13 protein-coding genes are annotated in these 17657 nt (G+C 61.1%); 3 read left to right on the top strand and 10 right to left on the bottom strand.

Features of this window, described 5'->3' with window-relative positions; translation table 11 throughout:
- Window positions 1-12 precede the first annotated feature (12 nt).
- Entirely contained in the window at window positions 13-801 is a 789-nt protein-coding gene (locus tag AC1D2Q_RS18260; protein ID WP_477814078.1) for an alpha/beta hydrolase, read from the bottom strand.
- A gap of 142 nt (window positions 802-943) precedes the next feature.
- Between AC1D2Q_RS18260 and AC1D2Q_RS18255 the strand changes: the two genes are divergently transcribed.
- Entirely contained in the window at window positions 944-1765 is an 822-nt protein-coding gene (locus tag AC1D2Q_RS18255; protein WP_477814077.1) for an aldo/keto reductase, read from the top strand.
- Window positions 1766-1776: 11 nt separating this feature from the next.
- On the opposite strand, the gene AC1D2Q_RS18250 is transcribed toward AC1D2Q_RS18255, so the two are convergent.
- The 3 genes from AC1D2Q_RS18250 to fnr form a co-directional block, all read right to left on the bottom strand.
- Window positions 1777-3591, bottom strand: a complete 1815-nt coding sequence (locus AC1D2Q_RS18250) for a DAHL domain-containing protein (RefSeq protein ID WP_477814076.1) — start codon at window positions 3589-3591, stop codon at window positions 1777-1779.
- Window positions 3592-3762: 171 nt separating this feature from the next.
- On the bottom strand, window positions 3763-4746 hold the full coding sequence (locus AC1D2Q_RS18245; protein WP_477814075.1) for a zinc-dependent alcohol dehydrogenase family protein: 984 nt from the start codon (window positions 4744-4746) through the stop codon (window positions 3763-3765).
- 33 nt (window positions 4747-4779) lie between these two features.
- Entirely contained in the window at window positions 4780-5526 is a 747-nt protein-coding gene (fnr, locus tag AC1D2Q_RS18240) for a fumarate/nitrate reduction transcriptional regulator Fnr (protein ID WP_477814074.1), read from the bottom strand.
- A 215-nt stretch (window positions 5527-5741) separates the two neighbouring features.
- Here fnr and AC1D2Q_RS18235 point away from each other — a divergent pair, with 215 nt between their 5' ends.
- On the top strand, window positions 5742-8123 hold the full coding sequence (locus tag AC1D2Q_RS18235) for a phosphoketolase family protein (RefSeq protein WP_477814073.1): 2382 nt from the start codon (window positions 5742-5744) through the stop codon (window positions 8121-8123).
- A 16-nt stretch (window positions 8124-8139) separates the two neighbouring features.
- On the opposite strand, the gene AC1D2Q_RS18230 is transcribed toward AC1D2Q_RS18235, so the two are convergent.
- The 3 genes from AC1D2Q_RS18230 to groL form a co-directional block, all read right to left on the bottom strand.
- The gene (locus AC1D2Q_RS18230) at window positions 8140-8565 is read right to left on the bottom strand and encodes a potassium channel family protein (protein ID WP_111453728.1); all 426 of its coding nucleotides are present in this window, start codon (window positions 8563-8565) and stop codon (window positions 8140-8142) included.
- 55 nt (window positions 8566-8620) lie between these two features.
- Complete coding sequence (gene ftsH / locus AC1D2Q_RS18225) at window positions 8621-10447, bottom strand: ATP-dependent zinc metalloprotease FtsH (RefSeq protein ID WP_305411903.1); 1827 nt, start codon at window positions 10445-10447, stop codon at window positions 8621-8623.
- 131 nt (window positions 10448-10578) lie between these two features.
- Window positions 10579-12195, bottom strand: a complete 1617-nt coding sequence (groL, locus tag AC1D2Q_RS18220; RefSeq protein ID WP_477814072.1) for a chaperonin GroEL — start codon at window positions 12193-12195, stop codon at window positions 10579-10581.
- Between the two features lie 111 nt (window positions 12196-12306).
- Here groL and AC1D2Q_RS18215 point away from each other — a divergent pair, with 111 nt between their 5' ends.
- Window positions 12307-13131: a universal stress protein gene (locus tag AC1D2Q_RS18215; protein WP_477814118.1), complete on the top strand. Its 825-nt coding sequence runs from the start codon at window positions 12307-12309 to the stop codon at window positions 13129-13131.
- A 64-nt stretch (window positions 13132-13195) separates the two neighbouring features.
- Here the strand turns inward: AC1D2Q_RS18215 and AC1D2Q_RS18210 are convergent, their stop codons facing one another.
- From AC1D2Q_RS18210 to AC1D2Q_RS18200, 3 genes are read right to left on the bottom strand one after another with little or no spacing between them, the layout of a single operon-like run.
- A complete protein-coding gene (locus AC1D2Q_RS18210; protein WP_477814071.1) occupies window positions 13196-15574 on the bottom strand; it encodes an exo-beta-N-acetylmuramidase NamZ domain-containing protein in 2379 nt (792 codons plus the stop codon).
- A complete protein-coding gene (locus AC1D2Q_RS18205; RefSeq protein ID WP_477814070.1) occupies window positions 15526-16797 on the bottom strand; it encodes a putative glycoside hydrolase in 1272 nt (423 codons plus the stop codon). Before AC1D2Q_RS18205 ends, AC1D2Q_RS18210 begins: the two co-directional genes overlap by 49 nt.
- Window positions 16794-17651 carry a polysaccharide deacetylase family protein gene (locus tag AC1D2Q_RS18200; protein WP_477814069.1) on the bottom strand — a complete coding sequence of 286 codons (858 nt, stop codon included), beginning with the start codon at window positions 17649-17651 and terminating at the stop codon, window positions 16794-16796. Before AC1D2Q_RS18200 ends, AC1D2Q_RS18205 begins: the two co-directional genes overlap by 4 nt.
- Between the last annotated feature and the right edge of the window lie 6 nt (window positions 17652-17657).

Raw genomic sequence — 17657 nt, 5'->3', positions numbered from 1 at the left:
GTGTGAGGGTGCTCACAACGCGGCGCCTAGCATTTGCAGGTAGTTGGGGCTCTCGGAGATCGAGTTGTGGCCCGTGTCCGGTATGACCTGCAGCGAGGCCACGCCTTTGGCGAAATGGGTGTATAGCTGGTCTGTGCTTGCGCGCGGTATGACTTCGTCGTGCTCGGCCGCAACCAACAGCGTCGGGACGGTGATGTGAGCGGCGTATTTCCAGGATTCGAACTTGTCCTGCAACAGCCATTTCACCGGGAACCAGGGAAACTGGCGGGCGGCGAGGTCTTCAAGGCTGTTGTAGGGCGTGATTAGGATTAGCCGCGACGCCGGGCGCTGGCTGGCCAGACGCACGGCAACGCCTGAACCCAGGCTGCGTCCGATCACTGCAATATCGGGATGGCTGTTGTAGACATAGTCGAACAGGGTCATGGCGTCACGCTGAATCGCCTCCTCGGACGGCGACCCGGTACTGCCACCGTAGCCTCGGTAATGAAGCAAGTAGATCGCATGATCCGCAAACGCCTGCGAAAACCCGGGCAGGCTGCGGGAAACGTCCTCGGCGTTGCCACCAAAGTAGATCAACGCCTTCGGCCCGTCGTGCGGCCTGACGGTCACCAGCACCTGCGCGTCGGCGACTGACAAGGCAAGCAGCGATTCGGGTGTGTCGATGGCGCGAGGTTGCGGGTAGTAGATGAGGGCCCGTTGAAACACGAACAGCGCGACGCAGAGCAGCAGGTATGCAACGGCAATGAAAGCGAAGAGAGACACCAGGGTTCGCGACATTCGGCTAAGTTTAGTGGACGACATGGACTGCTTCGGGCCTTGAGACAGCTATTGCTGGAGCGTCGCCAGAGTGTAGTCCAGCAATATCGGCTGTGCAGGAGCGGTCTTCACCTTCGATCCGGCCTTTGCTGCATCGACGCCATCGACGCAAACAGGAGGCAAGAACATGCTGACCCGAGCCATTCCTTCCAGCAACGAGCCGTTGCCCATCGTCGGCTTGGGTACTTATCGCGGTTTTGATGTCACGCCTTCCGACGCCGCTTACAAGCAACTGCAGGCGGTGCTCAGCGCGTTGTTCGAAAAGGGTGGAAAGGTGATCGACAGTTCGCCCATGTACGGTCGCGCCGAGCAGACCACCGGTGAGTTGCTGTCGATCCATCGCCCTCGCTCGCCGGCCTTCCTCGCCACCAAGGTCTGGACCCGTGGCCGCGAAGAAGGCATCGCGCAGATGGAGCAGTCGTTCAAACTGTTGCAGACCGACCGGATCGACCTGATGCAGATTCACAACCTGCTGGACTGGAAAACCCATTTGCCGACCTTGCGTCAATGGAAGGCAGAAGGGCGCATCCGCTACATCGGCATCAGCCATTACACGGCGTCGGCCTACGACGAAGTGGAGGCGGTGTTGAAAGCCGAATCGATGGATTTTTTGCAGATCAACTATGCCCTGGACGACCGCGCTGTCGAAAAGCGAATCCTGCCGCTGTGTCGTGAGCGTGGTGTGGCGGTGATCTGCAATCGGCCCTTCGGCGGCGGTGGCTTGCTCGCTCGCTTGAAAGGCCAACCGTTACCGGGATGGGCTGCGCAAGTGGGGATTAATAGCTGGGCGCAACTGGCGCTCAAGTTCCTGCTGGCTCATCCGGCGGTGACCTGTGTCATCCCAGGCACCGGCAACCCGCGCTACATGGCGGCAAACGCCGGTGCAGGTGGAGGACCGATGCTCACGGATGCACAGCGCCAGCAGTTGATTGCGCTGGTGGGTAGTTAGATTGGCAGCTGCTACAGGCTTACGGCTGTTGGTAACGCGTTCGCCGTCTCCAGCGGAATCTCCAGGGTAAAAACCGCTCCCTGGCCGGGTCCATCGCTATGGACGCGAAGGTGCCCGTTCATTTCCACCGCCGCGAGCGCGCAGCTGTGCAGGCCGAATCCATGGCCTTCCTTGCGCGTGGTGAAGCCGTGATTGAAGATGCGGGTCATGTTTTCGGCAGCGATCCCTTCACCCTCGTCCTTGACGCTGAAGCACAGCGTTGCGTTATCGATGATCCTGACGCCCAGCGTCATGTGGCGCTCATGATCGTTGACTTTCGACAGCGCATATTTGGCATTGCTGATCAGGTTGATCAGGATCAGCAGCAGACGGTGTTTGTCGCCGATGATGGTAGGCGTGGCCTGGTAGTCTTTGGTGACTGTCACATGGTGCCGATTCAAGGCACCGGAATTCATGCGTAACGCATCTTCGAACAGATCGACGACATTCAACGGCTCGACCAGCCGGGCGGCGCCGGCATAGGCCTGTTGGGTGGCAACAATATCCTTGATGTGATCAATGCTCTTGGTGAGTTGCGCCAGCTCGTCAACGATGCTCGATTGCTCGGCCGCGATGGAATCGACCAGTTGATTGAAGTAAAGGGGCAGCAGTTTGCCTTTTTCATCGTGCGTCATGAACTGCCCCAGGTCTTCGGCATGTTCATTGATCATTTTTACCGCTTTGCCCAGGCCGAGGGTTTTGCTGGTCGACAATTTGCGGGTGATCAATTCCGCGGAGACGTTAACGCTGTTCAGTACATTGCCGACGTTGTGCAGCACATTGGTGGCGATCTCCGCCATACCGGCCATCCGCGCGGCGTCGATCAGTTCGCGCTCGGCTTCCAACAGTTCGCGAGTGCGTTCCTCGACACGTTGTTCCAGTCGCTCGTTTGCCGTCTGCAATTGGTTGTTCATCTTGTTGATCAGCGCATAACTGCGAATCAGACGGGCCGCCAGGTACAGCAACAGCAGCGCCATGATGCCGGCGCAGATCCCCAGGTAAAGGTGGTATTGGCGGTCTGTCGCGGCTGTGCGCCGTTGTGTCTCGTTCAATAATTCGTTGATGCTGTCCAGTTGCTGTGCGACCGGAATGACACTGATGCGATCAACCAGGTCATTGACGATGGGCTGCTCTTGCACAATCGCATTCACAGCCTCTACCAAGGCAGTGAATGGCGGGCGCTGTTCAGGCGGCAGTTGATGGATGTATTCATCCAGATATTTCAGATGTCCGGAGATTTCCTCAGCCCGTTCGCTGGTGACATAGAGAGCGTATTCAAGGGTGTCCAAGGTAAGGTCGAACACCTCTGAGGCCGCCCGAGCATCCACCGACGGGCGTTTTGCGCTGGAATCCTGCAGCAACACCCGGATGGCATCTTCCAGCGCAGGCAAGGCCTCGAATGCTGTTCGCAAAGCCGTGTTGTGCTGTTTGAATTGCTCGACCAACCGGGTTTTGTTTTCTACCGCATTCATATAACCCTGGCGTCGGGATTGCCAAAGGGGCGAGAGGGGGCCGACCGCGTTGAGGCTATCGAGCTTTTCCCAGCGCTCTTCCGCTTCAGGAGGCGCCACCAGCAGCAGGTTGTTGTTCATGCCGATTTTGGCCCGCAGGATCTTCACGCTCCAGTTGGCATCGTATTGCTTGAGTTGACGCACGAAGTCGCGCGACTCGAAGTAGGTCGATGTGTCGTACGAGTAGGATTTGATCAGCAAAAATATCAGTACGCTGAAGAGGGTCAGTGCAATGGCTGCCAAGGCAGTCCATTTGTAATGATTAGAAATCTGCATGGCGGCATTCCTCCCTGATACAGGCTGTCCTGAGAGAGAGAGGCTGCCAACGGTCAATTAATTCCATTTTTTGCGCTCCCTGCAGAATGACGAGGCATCGCCACGTCATCCGTAAGCCTAGCGGTGTTAGTGGACGGTGCCGGAAAAAACACCGAACGGCAGGGGCGAGCGTCAGGGGACGAGCACGATCGCCCCTTTGACCTGACCGGCCCGCAGGCTTGCCAGCGCCTGATTGGCATCGTCCAGGGCAAAGCAGGTGATGTCGCTGTGCACGGGCGTATGACGCAGCTCTGCAAAAAACGCCGTGCCGTCTTCGCGGGTCAGGTTCGCCACCGAGCGGACGCTGCGTTCGCCCCACAGCAGTCGATAGGGAAAGCTGGGGATGTCGCTCATATGGATGCCGGCGCAAATCACGCAGCCGCCCTTGACGCTGGCTTCCAGCGCCAGCGGCACCAGCGCACCGACGGGGGCGAAGATCAGGCTGGCGTCGAGCGGGTGTGGCGGTGGCTGATCCGAGGGGCCCGCCCACTCCGCTCCCAGGGTTCGGGCATAGGCCTGGCCCTCGCTGTCGCCCGGTCGAGTGAAGGCGTACACCTGCTGCCCCCGTCCCCGCGCCACCTGAATTGCCAGATGCGCCGCGGCGCCGAAACCATAGAGGCCCAGGTGGCGTGCGCCTTTGGCCATTTGCAAGGCGCGAAAACCGATCAGCCCGGCACACAGCAGCGGTGCGGCTTCGGTGGCCAGGAGCGCGTCCGGGAGGGGGAAACAGAAGCGCGCGTCGGCAACCGTGTAGTCGGCATAACCGCCATCCAGATGACAGCCGGTAAACTGTGCCCGGTCGCAGAGATTCTCCCGGCCCGAGCAGCAGAAGGTGCACTCACCGCACGTCCAGCCAAGCCAGGGAACGCCGACGCGCTTGCCGACCCAGTCGGGCGCGACGTCGCCACCCACCGCCGTCACTTCACCGACGATTTCATGGCCCGGCACCCGCGGCAGCACTGCTTGCGGCAATTCACCGTCCAGCAGATGCAGGTCGGTGCGGCACACGCCACAGGCCAACACCTTGATCAACAGTTGCTGCGCGCCGGGCTGCGGTACAGGGCGCTCTTCCCGTTGCAGTGGCTGGCCGGGGGCATGCAGAACCATGGCGCGCATAACGATTCTCCAAAACCGATGCACCGCAAGGCGTCAGAGGGGCGCCTCCCGGTGGCAGCCGGCGACCAGTTGCTTGAGCCCGTCCAGATCCAGCACCTTGACGTTACGCCCGGAAATCTCGACCAGTTCCGAGTCCCGCAGATGAGCGATGCCCCGACAGATGGTTTCCAGACGCAGGCCCAGGTAGGAGCCGATCTCTTCGCGACGCATCTTCAGCACAAAATCTCGGGACGAGTAACCTCGAATACTCAGCCGTTGCGACAGGTTCAGCAGGAAGGCGGCCAGGCGTTCATCGGAGTTCATGTTGCCCATCATCATCAGCAGGTTGTGCTCACGGACGATTTCCCGGCTCAGGATCTTGTTCATGTTGTGCTGCAACGAGGGCAGCTCCAGAGCGAGCTTCTCCAGTTGGGTGAAGTTGAAGGGGCAGACTTCGCTGTCCTCCAGAGCAAAGGCACTGCAGGTGTGATGATCGTCGCTGATGGCGTCCAGACCGAGCATCTCGCCGGGGATCTGAAAACCGGTGACCTGTTCGCGGCCGTCGACCGACAGCATGCTGGTCTTGAATGAGCCAATCCGTACCGCATAGAGCGAGCGCAACGGATCGCCGGCCCGGTACAGGGCTGCACCTTTTTTAACCTTTACACGCTGAATGATCAGGGTATCCAGCCGTTCGACTTCGTGACTGGTCAAGCCAATCGGCAGACACAACTCCAGAACGCTGCAATTGGCACACGCGGCTTTCAGATAATGATGTTGATACGGCCGGGTTTCAGGCATTGCAAAAGTCCCCCCTGACAGGAGCTTAAAGCATAGTTCGGATCCCCCGTTTCAATCGGGCGTTTACAGATAGAGTCGATGAGCGGGGAAAAGCTTGTTCCTGTTGAGCCGGGATAGACGGCCCAAGACTTGATGTAAATCAAGTCTTGGGCGGTGCAGACACCCAGAATCGACGCATGTCTTGCGGTTTACCCCAGGCCCTGGCGGAGGACGTCATGAGCGATTTTCTGAGTGCCGAGCAACTGGAAGGGCTGGATGCCTACTGGCGGGCGTCCAATTACCTGGCGGTCGGGCAGATCTACCTCAAGAACAATCCGCTGATGGCGGTGCCGCTGACGCTGGCGGATGTAAAGCCACGGTTATTGGGGCACTGGGGCACGACGCCGGGGTTGAACCTGATCTATACGCACCTCAATCGCCTGATCACGGCCTATGACCTGAACATGATCTTCATTGCCGGCCCCGGACATGGCGGGCCGGCCATCGTGGCCCAGACCTACCTGGAAGGCACGTACACCGAGCTCTACCCGTCGGTGGGGCGCAATACCAATGGCCTGGCCCGACTGTTTCGGCAGTTTTCCTGGCCCTATGGCATTTCCAGCCATGTGTCGGCGCAGATTCCGGGGTCGATCCATGAAGGCGGCGAGCTGGGCTACAGCCTGGCCCATGCCTATGGCGCTGCGTTCGACAACCCGGACCTGATCGTGGCGTGTGTGATTGGCGACGGCGAGGCGGAAACCGGGACGCTGGCGGCCAGCTGGCATTCCAACAAGTTCCTCAACCCGGCGCGTGACGGGGCGGTGTTGCCGATTCTGCATTTGAACGGATACAAAATCGCCAACCCGACGGTGCTCTCCAGCATCAGCGAGGAGGAGTTGTCGGCGTTGATGTACGGCTATGGCTACGATCCGTATTTCGTCGAAGGCGATGACCCGGCAGAGGTTCATCAAACCCTGGCCAGAACGCTGGACACCATCGTGCAGGAGATTCGCGACATTCAGCGGGGCGCGCGTCAACGATCGTCGTCCCGGACGCTGGAGCGGCCCCTGTGGCCAATGCTGATCTTGCGCACGCCCAAGGGTTGGACGGGGCCGACATTCGTCGATGGCCAGCGGGTCGAAGGCACCTGGCGGGCGCATCAAGTGCCCTTGGCCGACTTCCAGCAGCCGCAGCATCTGCGGCAACTGGAGGAATGGCTCCGCAGTTATCGCCCCGACGAATTGTTTGACGCCAATGGCACCCTGTTGCCCGAGATCGCGGCGTTGGCGCCGACCGGCCATCGGCGAATGAGCGCCAACCCCCACGCCAACGGTGGGCTGCTGTTGCGCACGCTGGACCTGCCACGGTTCACCCAGTATGCGGTGAACGTCGAGGCGCCCGGTGGCCTGCGGGCAGAGGCCACGCGGGTGCTGGGCCGGTTTTTGCGCGACGTGATGAAATGCAATCTGACGTCGAGCAATTTTCGCCTGTTCGGTCCGGACGAAACCGCCTCGAACCGGCTGGATGCAATGTATGAAGTCAGTGCCAAGGCGTGGATGGAGCCGCTGGGGCCTGATGACGTCAATCTGTCGACCGATGGCCGGGTGATGGAGATTCTGAGCGAACAGGTGTGCGAAGGCTGGCTCGAAGGTTATTTGCTGACCGGCCGTCATGGGGTGTTTTCCTGTTACGAGGCGTTCATCCACATCGTCGACTCGATGTTCAACCAGCATGCCAAATGGCTGAAAACCGCCGCCGAAGTGCCGTGGCGCAAACCCGTGGCCTCGCTCAACTATGTGCTCACCTCCCATGTCTGGCGCCAGGACCACAACGGTTTTTCCCATCAGGACCCGGGGTTCATCGATCTGGTGGCGAACAAAACGGCGGACGTGGTGCGGATCTACTTGCCGCCCGATGGCAATTGCCTGCTGTCAGTGGCCGATCACTGCCTCAGGAGCCGCAACTACATCAACGTGATCGTGGCCGGCAAGCAACCGGAGTGGCAGTGGCTGGACATCGATGCCGCCATTCGTCATTGCCAGGCCGGTATCGGACGCTGGGATTGGGCCTGCCGCGATGACAGCGATCCGGACGTGGTGATGGCCTGTGCCGGCGACGTTCCGACCCTGGAAACCCTGGCGGCGGTCACTTTGCTGCGCGAATACGTGCCGGATTTGCGGGTGCGGGTGATCAATGTCGTCGACCTGATGGTCCTGCAGCCGTCGTACCACCATCCCCACGGTTTGCCCGATAGTGCCTTCGATGAACTGTTTACCGTCGACCGGCCGGTGATCTTTGCGTTCCACGGCTACCCCGCGCTGATCCACCGGCTGCTGTACAAGCGCACCAATCATGAAAACTTCCATGTTCGCGGGTTCAAGGACGAGGGGGCGACCACCACGCCGTTCGACATGGCGGTGCTCAATAACCTGGATCGGTATCAGTTGGCCCTGGATGTCATCGAGCGCGTGCCCCGGCTGCACGATCAGCTCCAGACCGCCCGGGCGCGCTACTGGGCGACGATGGAGAAACACAAGCTTTACCTTATCGAACACGGGCAGGACATGCCCGAAGTGATGCAGTGGCAATGGACGCCCGCGCCGGGCAATCAGGGCTGATGGACGGCGCCGGGCGTTACTTGCTCTTCCAGTACTTCTGCATCTCCAGAAACAGGAACGAAGCGGTCCAGGAAATCAGCACCAGTCCCGTCAGTGCCTCCAACCCGGTCAGGTACTTGAGGTTACCCATGGGTGAAATATCGCCGAAACCGATAGTCGTGAACGTGGTGAAGGAAAAGTACACGCAGTCCATGAACGAACCATCGAAATTGCCGCTCAGGCTGCCCCATTCACCGGAGCGGATCAGCAGGTAATAGACCAGCGCGAAACACCAGACTTCTAACGCATGGGCCGCCATCGCGCCGAATACCCCGACGACGATCCGAAAGCGGCTCCAGAGTTTGAGCCTGGGCAGCCAATCGTTCAGGCGCAGCAGGCATTCGTAATGAATCACCACCGTGATGACCACCACCAACGTGTTGATTAGCGTGACTGCGAACATGATGAGCCTTCAGCGATGGGGGCAGGGCGCCGTCTGCGGGCGATTGTTCGCAGCGTCATGGGGCTGGTAATGCCGGGGTGGGCTTGAATGGCATCAGCGCCGGGAACTCCTCGGGCGTGAGGGTTTCCTTTTCCAGTAACAGGCGGGCGCCCTCGTCCAGGTCGGCCCGACGACTCTGAAGCAGCGCCTTGGCCCGTTGGTAGGCTTCATCGAGCAGGGCGCGAATACCCAGGTCGATTTCCCGGGCGGTCTGTTCCGAATAATCCTTTTCGCCCATCGTGGCCATGCGATCTCCCAGGTACGTTGGGGTTTGCTTTTCCAGTACCGACTGGCCGAGTTCGGGGCTCATGCCGAAGCGGGTGATCAGTTGCCGGGCGATATCGGTCGCGCGACCCAGATCGTCGGCGGCCCCGGTGGAGATCTGGCCGTAGACAAGGTCCTCGGCGGCGCGTCCGGCCATCAGCACGACAATCCGGTCCTTGAGTGTCTGGCAACTGATCAGGAAGTGATCCTCGGTCGGTCGCTGCAAGGTATAGCCCAGCGAGCCGATGGCCCGGGGCACGATCGACACTTTATGCACCGGGTCCATGGCCGGCAGGCTGCTGGCGGCCAGGGCATGCCCCATCTCGTGATAGGCCACCACCCGGCGTTCGTCGGGATCGAGCAGGTTGCTCTTGCGTTCAAGCCCCGCGATAAGGCGTTCTACCGCGGCTGTGAAGTCATTCAGGTTGACGGCATCGGCGCCGCGTCGGGTGGCGACGATGGCCGCTTCGTTCACCAGGTTGGCCAGGTCGGCGCCGGTGAAACCGGTGGTGATTTCGGCGATACGTGCGCCATCGAGCCCTGGTTCCACAGTGATTTTCTTGAGGTGAACCTTGAGAATCGCTTCCCGGCCTCTGCGATCGGGACGGTCGATCAGAATTTGCCGGTCGAAGCGCCCGGCGCGCAACAACGCCGGATCAAGGACCTCCGGCCGGTTGGTCGCAGCCAGCAACACCACGCCCTCACGCGGATCGAAGCCGTCCAGCTCGGCCAATAACTGGTTGAGGGTCTGTTCTTTTTCGTCATTGCCGCCTAATACGCCGACGCCACGCATCTTGCCCAGCGCATCGAGTTCATCAATGAAGATGATGCAGGGTGACGCCTGGCGGGCCTGTTCGAACAGGTCGCGGACCCGGGCCGCACCGACCCCGACGAACATTTCGACAAATTCGGACCCCGAAATCGAGAAAAACGGCACACCGGCTTCACCGGCGATGGCTTTGGCCACCAGGGTCTTGCCGGTGCCGGGGGGGCCGACCAGCAAAGTGCCCTTGGGAATGTGCGCGCCCAGGCGTGCGTATCGGGCCTTGTCCTTGAGGAACGAGACGATTTCCACCAGTTCGGCCTTGGCTTCGTCGATGCCCGCGACATCGGCGAAGGTCACTCCGGTGTCGCGTTCGACAAAGATCCTGGCCCGCGACTTGCCGACATTCATCAACCCGCCAAGGCCTTGTTTGTCTGCCATCCCGCGAAACAGGAAATGCCAGAACACCATGATCATTATGAACGGCAACAACCAGCCCAACAGGCTGTTCATAAAGGTGTTTTCGTTGACTCCGGTAAAACCGACGCCCGATTGGGAGAGTTCGGTCGCCAGCGACGGATCGACCCGCACCGTGGAGAACCGGTCGCGTCCGTCGATGGGTTCCACCAATTTGCCGCTGATCCGGTCCTTGTCGATCTGCAAGTCACTGACTTTTTGCTCGTTCAACAATTGCATGAACTGGCTGTAGGGGAGGGGCTGCACGGCCTGGCGCTCGACAAAGAAGACCTGCATGAGGCCCATGACGATAAAAGCGATCGCCAAGTAGGACAGGTTCCACTGGTCGTTCTTTTTCATGGCCTTGGCTCAGAGTGGGAACGCATATCGGTAAGCCCGCGGCCAACCCATTTAATAAAGATAGCCTGCTTCAGCTTCTCCCTCGCGCAGGGCGCCGGATGATGTGCACAGATCACCTCACCTCGTGTAGGTCATTCAGGAAACGGTGGCTGGGCAGGTGATTCCTTTTCTGGAATATCCGTCATGGTCGCCTCGGTGAGCAGCAGGACACTGGCGACCGACACGGCATTTTCCAGGGCAATGCGTACCACTTTGGTCGGGTCGATGATGCCGGCTTCGTACATGTCCACATAACAATTGGCCGCCGCATCGAAGCCCACGTTGCCCGGTTCGGCGAGCATGCGGGCAATGACCACGCCGGCATCCACCGCCGAGTTTTCAGCGATGAACCGGGCCGGTGCTTCCAGAGCCCGACGCAGAATCTGCAGGCCGGTTTTGACATCGCCCTCATGGCTGGCTTCTTCGGCTGCAATCATCGGCACGGCTTTAAGCAGCGCCAGGCCGCCACCCGGAACAATGCCTTCGGCGATCGCCGCCCGGGTCGCGGAAATCGCATCGTCCAGTGCATCCTTGCGCGATTTCATTTCAGCTTCGGAAGGCGCGCCGACGCGGATCACCGCCACTCCGCCAGACAGTCTGGCCAGGCGTTCCTGAAGTTTTTCCCGGTCGTAATCGCTGGTGGTGTTGTCCATTTGCACGCGGATCTGTTGCAGGCGCGCCTCGATAGCTTCGCGTTTACCTGCGCCGCCAATCAGCGCGGTGCTGTCTTTTTGCACCACGACGCGATGAGCCCGGCCCAACTGGCTCAATTCCACCTGTTCGAGGTTGATCCCCAACTCATTGGAAATCACGGTTGCGCCGGTCAGAACGGCAATGTCCTGAAGCATTTCCTTGCGTCGATCACCGAAACCTGGCGCCTTGATCGCCACCGCGCGCAATACTCCCCGAATCTGGTTGACCACCAACGTGGTCAACGCTTCACCCTCTATGTCGTCGGCGATCAGGACCAGTGGCTGGCCACTTTTGGCAATCAGTTCCAGCAATGGCAGCAGGTCTTTGAGCACGCCGATCTTATGGTCACAGAGCAGCAGATAGGCATCGTCAAGTTCGGCCTGCATCTTCTCGGTATCGGTCACGAAGTAGGGCGAGACATATCCACGATCCAGGCGCATCCCTTCCATGACCTCGACCACTGTTTCGGTGGTCTTGGACTCTTCGACACTGACCACGCCTTCAATGCCGACCTTTTCCAGAGCGTCGGCCACCAGCTGACCGATGACCGCGTCGTTATGGGCCGAAAGCGTGGCGACCTGGGCTTTTTCCTTGGGCGTGCTGACCGGGCGCGATTGCGCCAGCAGTGATTGCATGACCAGAGAAAGCCCCCGGTCCATGCCGCGCTTGAGGTCGATCGCACTGGCACCGGCGACGACGTTGCGGATGCCGTCGGCCAGGATTGCATGGGCCAGCACCGTTGATGTGCTGGTCCCGTCCCCCACGGCCTCGCCGGTGCGTTCCGCCGCCTGACGCAGCATTTGCGCCCCCAGATTCTCCTCGGGGTCCAGCAGGTCGATCCGTTTGGCGATCGTCACGCCATCGTTGCAGACCGTCGGATTACCCCATTTATTCTGAATCAACACCGATTTCGATTTCGGTCCCAGGGTCACCCGGACAGCGTCCGCCAGTTGTGTGGCTCCGCTGAGGATTTTCTCGCGAGCGCCAGCACGAAACAGGATTTTAGTGTGAGCCATCAGGTTGTTCTCCTGAAGAGTTCTGCATTGTTTCAGCTTCTATGAAATGGCACGTGCAGCGTTGATTTTTATCAACAAAGTCACACAGGCGGGTGTGCAGTCGCTCCTGCGATACAACATGCGGCGGCCCTGGCCAAGGCCAGCGGGGCACGTTTGCATATCGCTGCCTTGATCAAGTCGTTGGATATTCTGTCGTTGCTTGAAGAGGGCGTGCGGGAAACGGCGCGGGAGACCTACCTGCAGGACCACCGTGACTGGTTGAAGTATCAGGCAAAAAATATCCGTGACCTGGGGATCGAGGTGACGGCGGAAGTGGCCTGGGCCGATGACCTGCAGCAAGACATTCTGGATCACGTCACGGAAATGCAGCCCGACCTGTTGATCAAGGAGGTTCAGCATGAATCGGCGCTCAAGCGCGCGTTCTTCACCCCGCTGGATTGGCACTTGCTGCGCCACTGTCCAGTGTCGGTCTATCTGATGGGCGGCAGTGGCCATACCTTGCCGCACAAGATCGTGGCCGCGGTTGACGCTTCGGGTACCGATGCCGACAAAGAATTGAATGACCGGATCATCCAGCAGGCCAATGGCCTCGCGCTGCAGTGCAATGCCGAGTTGCACCTGCTGTATGCCTGCGATACGACAGACTATCTGGGCGATATGGGCGGCGGCGGCCTGACACTGTCGCAGCTGACCAAGCAGCTGCGCAGGGAACTGGAAAAATCGTTCCTGGCACTTGCCGGGCGGTACGGCGTGGCCTCTGACCGTCGGCATTTCATTCTGGGGCACCCGGTCTCGGCGCTGAGTGAGTTTGCCGAGGAAAATCAGGTGGACGTGATCGTGATGGGCAGAGTCCAGTCCCATGGATTGAACAAACTGGTGGGCAGCACGACCGAACATATTCTGTATCAGGTGCCTTGCAGCGTCCTGGCGGTCTAGGGGACGGCCCGACAAAGCCCAATAGGCTGGACAGCCATCGACCGGCAACCGATGACGCTGCCGATCAATACAACAAATTCTCCTGCCGTAGCCGCGCGAAGCGCGCAAGTGGCACCGCGTCGAGCGCTTGCGCCGCGTCAGGTGTCGCGCCATCGCGAATCGCCTGCCACACGCTTTGCGAGCCGATTGAATCACGGGTCGCCGCCAGGTCGAGTATGTGGGGATAGAGCGTGTGCAAGGTGGCGAGCAGGGTCAGTCCAAGGCTGGCTACAGGGCGTTGCGCAGGCATTGAAAGGCGGGTGATGCTCACACCATGACAGAGCCGACCGTGCCAGTTTGATTCGGTGGGGACGAAGTCGATCGGCTCGAAATGCGCGCCGACGTCAAACGCATTCAGCGCGTTTGCGAGCCGGGTCGCGTCGATCCACGGCGCGCCGACCCACTCGAACGGGTGCGGTGTGCCGCGCCCCACACTCAGATTCGCCCCTTCGAGCAAACCGATATCCGGGTACAGGTCCAGCTGGGAGAGCGTGCGCAGGTTCGGCGAGAGCGGCACCCATCCCAACCCGGTGTCGGCAAAGGTCATCGTGCGCCGGTATCCCTGCATCGGCACAACGCGCAGATCCGCACCAATGTGCTTGTTGCGGTTGAATAGACGCGCCAGCTCACCGACGGTCATGCCGGGCTGTAGCGGTGCAGGGAAATAGCCGGTAAACGATTCGCGGCGACTGTCCATCACCGGGCCGCCGAAGCGCTGTGCGCCGAGCGGGTCGGGCCGGTCCAGCACGAACAGCGCAATGCCTTGCGCCGCGGCGGCTTCGAGTGCGTAGCCGAGTGTCGTCTCATAGGTGAAGAAGCGCACGCCGGCGTCCTGAATATCGAAGATCAGCGCATCCAGCCCTTTGAGCGAACCGGCCGGGAAGCGCTGCGTTGCGCCGTAGAGACTGTGCACGGTGAGGCCCGTCGCCGGGTCGCGGGTGTCACCGACTCGTTCGTCCACGTCGATGTTCAGGCCATGCTCGGGTGAGAACAATGCCGCCAGCCTGACACCTGGCGCGTGGGCGAGGACGTCGACGGTGCGTCGGCCTTTGGCGTCGAATCCGCTGCGATTGGTGATCAAGCCCACGCGCAGGCCGGTGAGCGGGGCAAATTGCTGTGCCTCAAGCACGTCAATGCCTGTCTGCACCGGGCCCGTCGAGGTGGGCAGGCGATCGGCGGCACGCAGCGCCGACAACGCGGAGGGCAGCAACCGGCCGATTTGCGCGCCGCTCCCAGGTGCGCCGCGACTGGCCATCAGTGCAAGCAATTGCGCACGAAGCGGGCGAGCGTCACCGCGGTCATCGGGATACACCCGGTTGCTCAGGATGACGATGAATTGGCGGGTCACCAGATCAATCCACAGTCCCGTGCCGGTGTATCCGGTATGGCCGATGACGCCAATCGGCGGCAGACGATCATGGTTCGATACGAACGGTGCGACCAGTTCCCAGCCGAGGCCGCGCCACGGCACGCTGTCGAGCGGCGAAGCGGCGCTCGTGAGGGCGGCGATGCTCGCTGGCCGCAGGATCTGTCGGTTGCCGGCGTGCCCCTGGTTCAGCACCATCTGCGCGAAACGCGCAAGGTCGTCCGCCGTGGAAAACAGCCCGGCGTTACCGGAGACACCGCCCATCCATTGCGCCGTCGGATCGTGTACGTGCCCCCGGAGCGTGCCGGCCTTGGTGGCGAGTGTCGGTGCGCTGCGTATCGCTCGCCGGGTATCCGGCAGAAAAACCGTGTCGCGCATGCCCAGCGGCCCGAAGATGTGAGCCTGGCAATAGGTGTCGAGCGAGCTGTGCGTGATGCGTTCGACCAGCTCGCCGAGCACCACGAAATTCAGGTCACTGTAAATGACTTGGGCACCCGGCGCGTTGCGCAGCCGCTGCGCCGCGATGGCGCTCAACACACCTTTGCGGCCCGCACCGGGTGGCCGCCCAGGCAAATCTGGGCGCAGCCCGGACGTGTGCGCCAGCAGGTCACGCACTTTCACCGCCTCTTTGCCGTGCGCCCCAAAGGCCGGCCAATACCGTGCAACGGGGGCGTCCAGGCTGATGCGGCCCGTTTCGGCCAGTTGCAGGATGGCCGTGGTCGTCGCGATGACCTTGGTCAGCGATGCCAGATCGAACTCGGTGTCCAGCGTCATCGGCTCGCGGGGGGGCGTCGTCGTGCGTTGTCCAAAGGCCTGACGATAGAACACCTTTGTGGCGTCACCGATCAGGACAACGGCTCCCGGAACGCGTCCGGCGGCGATCTGGCCCTCGACGATCTGTGCGACTTGCAGGCGCGTCGTCGCATCGAGATCGGCGGCGCATGCAATGTGCGCCGCCATCGCCAGGCCAAGCAGCATCGCCCAGCGCTTCAGCGCTGTGGCAAATCGGCGGCCTCGTAGTGATTGCGTGGGTTCCATAACATCCATCCATCGGTGCCGGCGGCGTCGGCGGCGTTCACCTGTGCGCTGATCGCTTCGGCGTCAAACGGCCGACGATCGAAGGCGTAGTCGCGAAAGCCCTGCAACCAGGGACGAAAGCGCACGCCCGGCAGGTGGGTGCGTTTCATCGCCTCCGCCAGGGTACGCCTGACAATCTGGCCGGGGTCGGCTGTCGGGTTGGTAAAGCCCGGCAGCCCCCATGTGAAACCGGACGGGTACAACATTGGCGAAATGTAGTCGAGCTCCGCGCCCAGCAGTTCGATTTGCTGGCCGATCGCCGTATCGTCGAGGTTCCAGCAGACGTAGCCGAAGATGTCCGCGGAGACGAATACATTGTAGGGAGCGAGCCGTGCGCGTGCGGCCTGAAGAAAGCCGATGATCGCCGCGGTCCGGTTGGCGCGGTTGTTGGGGAGGGCAAAGCGTAGCCCGCTCTTGTCGGGAAAACGCACATAGTCGAACTGGATCTCGTCGAAACCCATCCGCGCGGCCTCCTCGGCGACATCGAGATTGTGCTGCCAGACCTCGTGCGAAAACGGGTCCATCCATTGCAGTTTTTCGAGATCCCGCCACGGCTGGCCATCGGCGGTGTGCACGCTCCACTCTGGATGCGCACTGGCGAATGGATCGTCCTTGAACACCACGATGCGCGCGATCAGGTACGGGTGTTGCGCGCGCAGCTTGGCAAGCAGCGCCGGAAAGTCGCGCATCTGAGGTGCCCGTGTGGTCAAGTGGGCCGTTGCGCCGATCGCCTCGCGCGCCGCACTGCGATAGGGCGTCAGGCCACGGTCACCCTTGACATCGATCACCAATGCATTGATCTCGGTGTTTTCAGCAAGGCTGACAGCGTTGTTGCGCAGGGTCGAACTGGTCACGCCGAACACCGACAGATAGACCGCTTTGGGGCGAAACGGGGTCAGGGCGAGCGTCATAGGGGTTTCGTCGCTCACGTTGGCCTCGGTGCGCAAATACCCAGGGGCGCGGGCAGCGACACGCTCGACTGCCTTGGCCGTCTCGAACCGTCCGTTTTCGTCGGTACGCATCACGCCGGCCGACGTCGTGATGATGGCGTCGGCGATCGGGTTCTGCGTGCTCGAGTCGAGCACGACACCGGTGACGGCCAGTGCGCCTCGCCCGGTCAACAGGGCAGTGACGACGAGCAGCGCCGGGATCGCAGAGCGCCTCAATGCGCGAATGAAGGTCATCGCGGGTTCCCCGCGGTCGGCTGAGTGTCCGGTTCACCGAGCAACTGCGTGAACGCGTGCGCGCCGTAGGCATCACTCATCAGAAAGCGCGGCAGGGCGAGCAGTCGTGCGTGCCGGTCGGCCTTGCGCGCGTCTAGTGTGAAGGCCACTGCGTAACCCTCGTCGGAGGCGAGTGCGATCAATTCGTCGTCATAGATACCGAACGGCCACGCGAGCATGTCGATCTGCTGCACACCGGTTTGCGACTCGATGCGTTGACGTGATTTTTGCAGTTGGGTACGGACGAATTGCTGGAAATCCGCCGGCGTGCGGTGCCTGCGCTCGACGTTGAAATTGGGATGCCAGTACGTATGCGACTGGATGTCGATGAGCCCGGTCTGCTTCAGGGTTCGCAACTGCTCCCAGGTCAGCGCATAGGACGCGTTGGAGATGGCCGATGGATAGATAAACAGGGTCACCGGAAAGCGTTCGCGCTGGATGACGGGCAGCAGTTTGTCGAAGACCGAACGATGCCCGTCGTCGACGGTGATCGCCACCGGCTTCGACGCTAATGTCGCATCGGGATTGCGCAGCCAGTCGACCACCTCGCGCAGCGACACAATGTGATAACCGTGCTCGCGCAGGACGCGCAACTGAGTTTCGAAGGTGCTCATGCGCACGGTCATCGAGTCGTCGGCCGTGTCCGAGAACCGGTGGTAAACGAGGATCGTGACGCCTGGCTCGACGCTCTTTGCGGCGTTCTGTGCGGCGCCGTCCGCGCTCCAGGCCAGTGCGCAGACGCCTGTCAGCATGACGCGGATCAGCAGCCGCAACGCGACACTCCCACCGATACACGCCATGATTTTCCCGCGCATGTCAGC

This window comes from Pseudomonas sp. P1_A1 (assembly GCF_056406935.1).
Note: the sequence above shows the minus strand (reverse complement) of the source record. Positions and strands in the feature narration are given on the sequence as shown.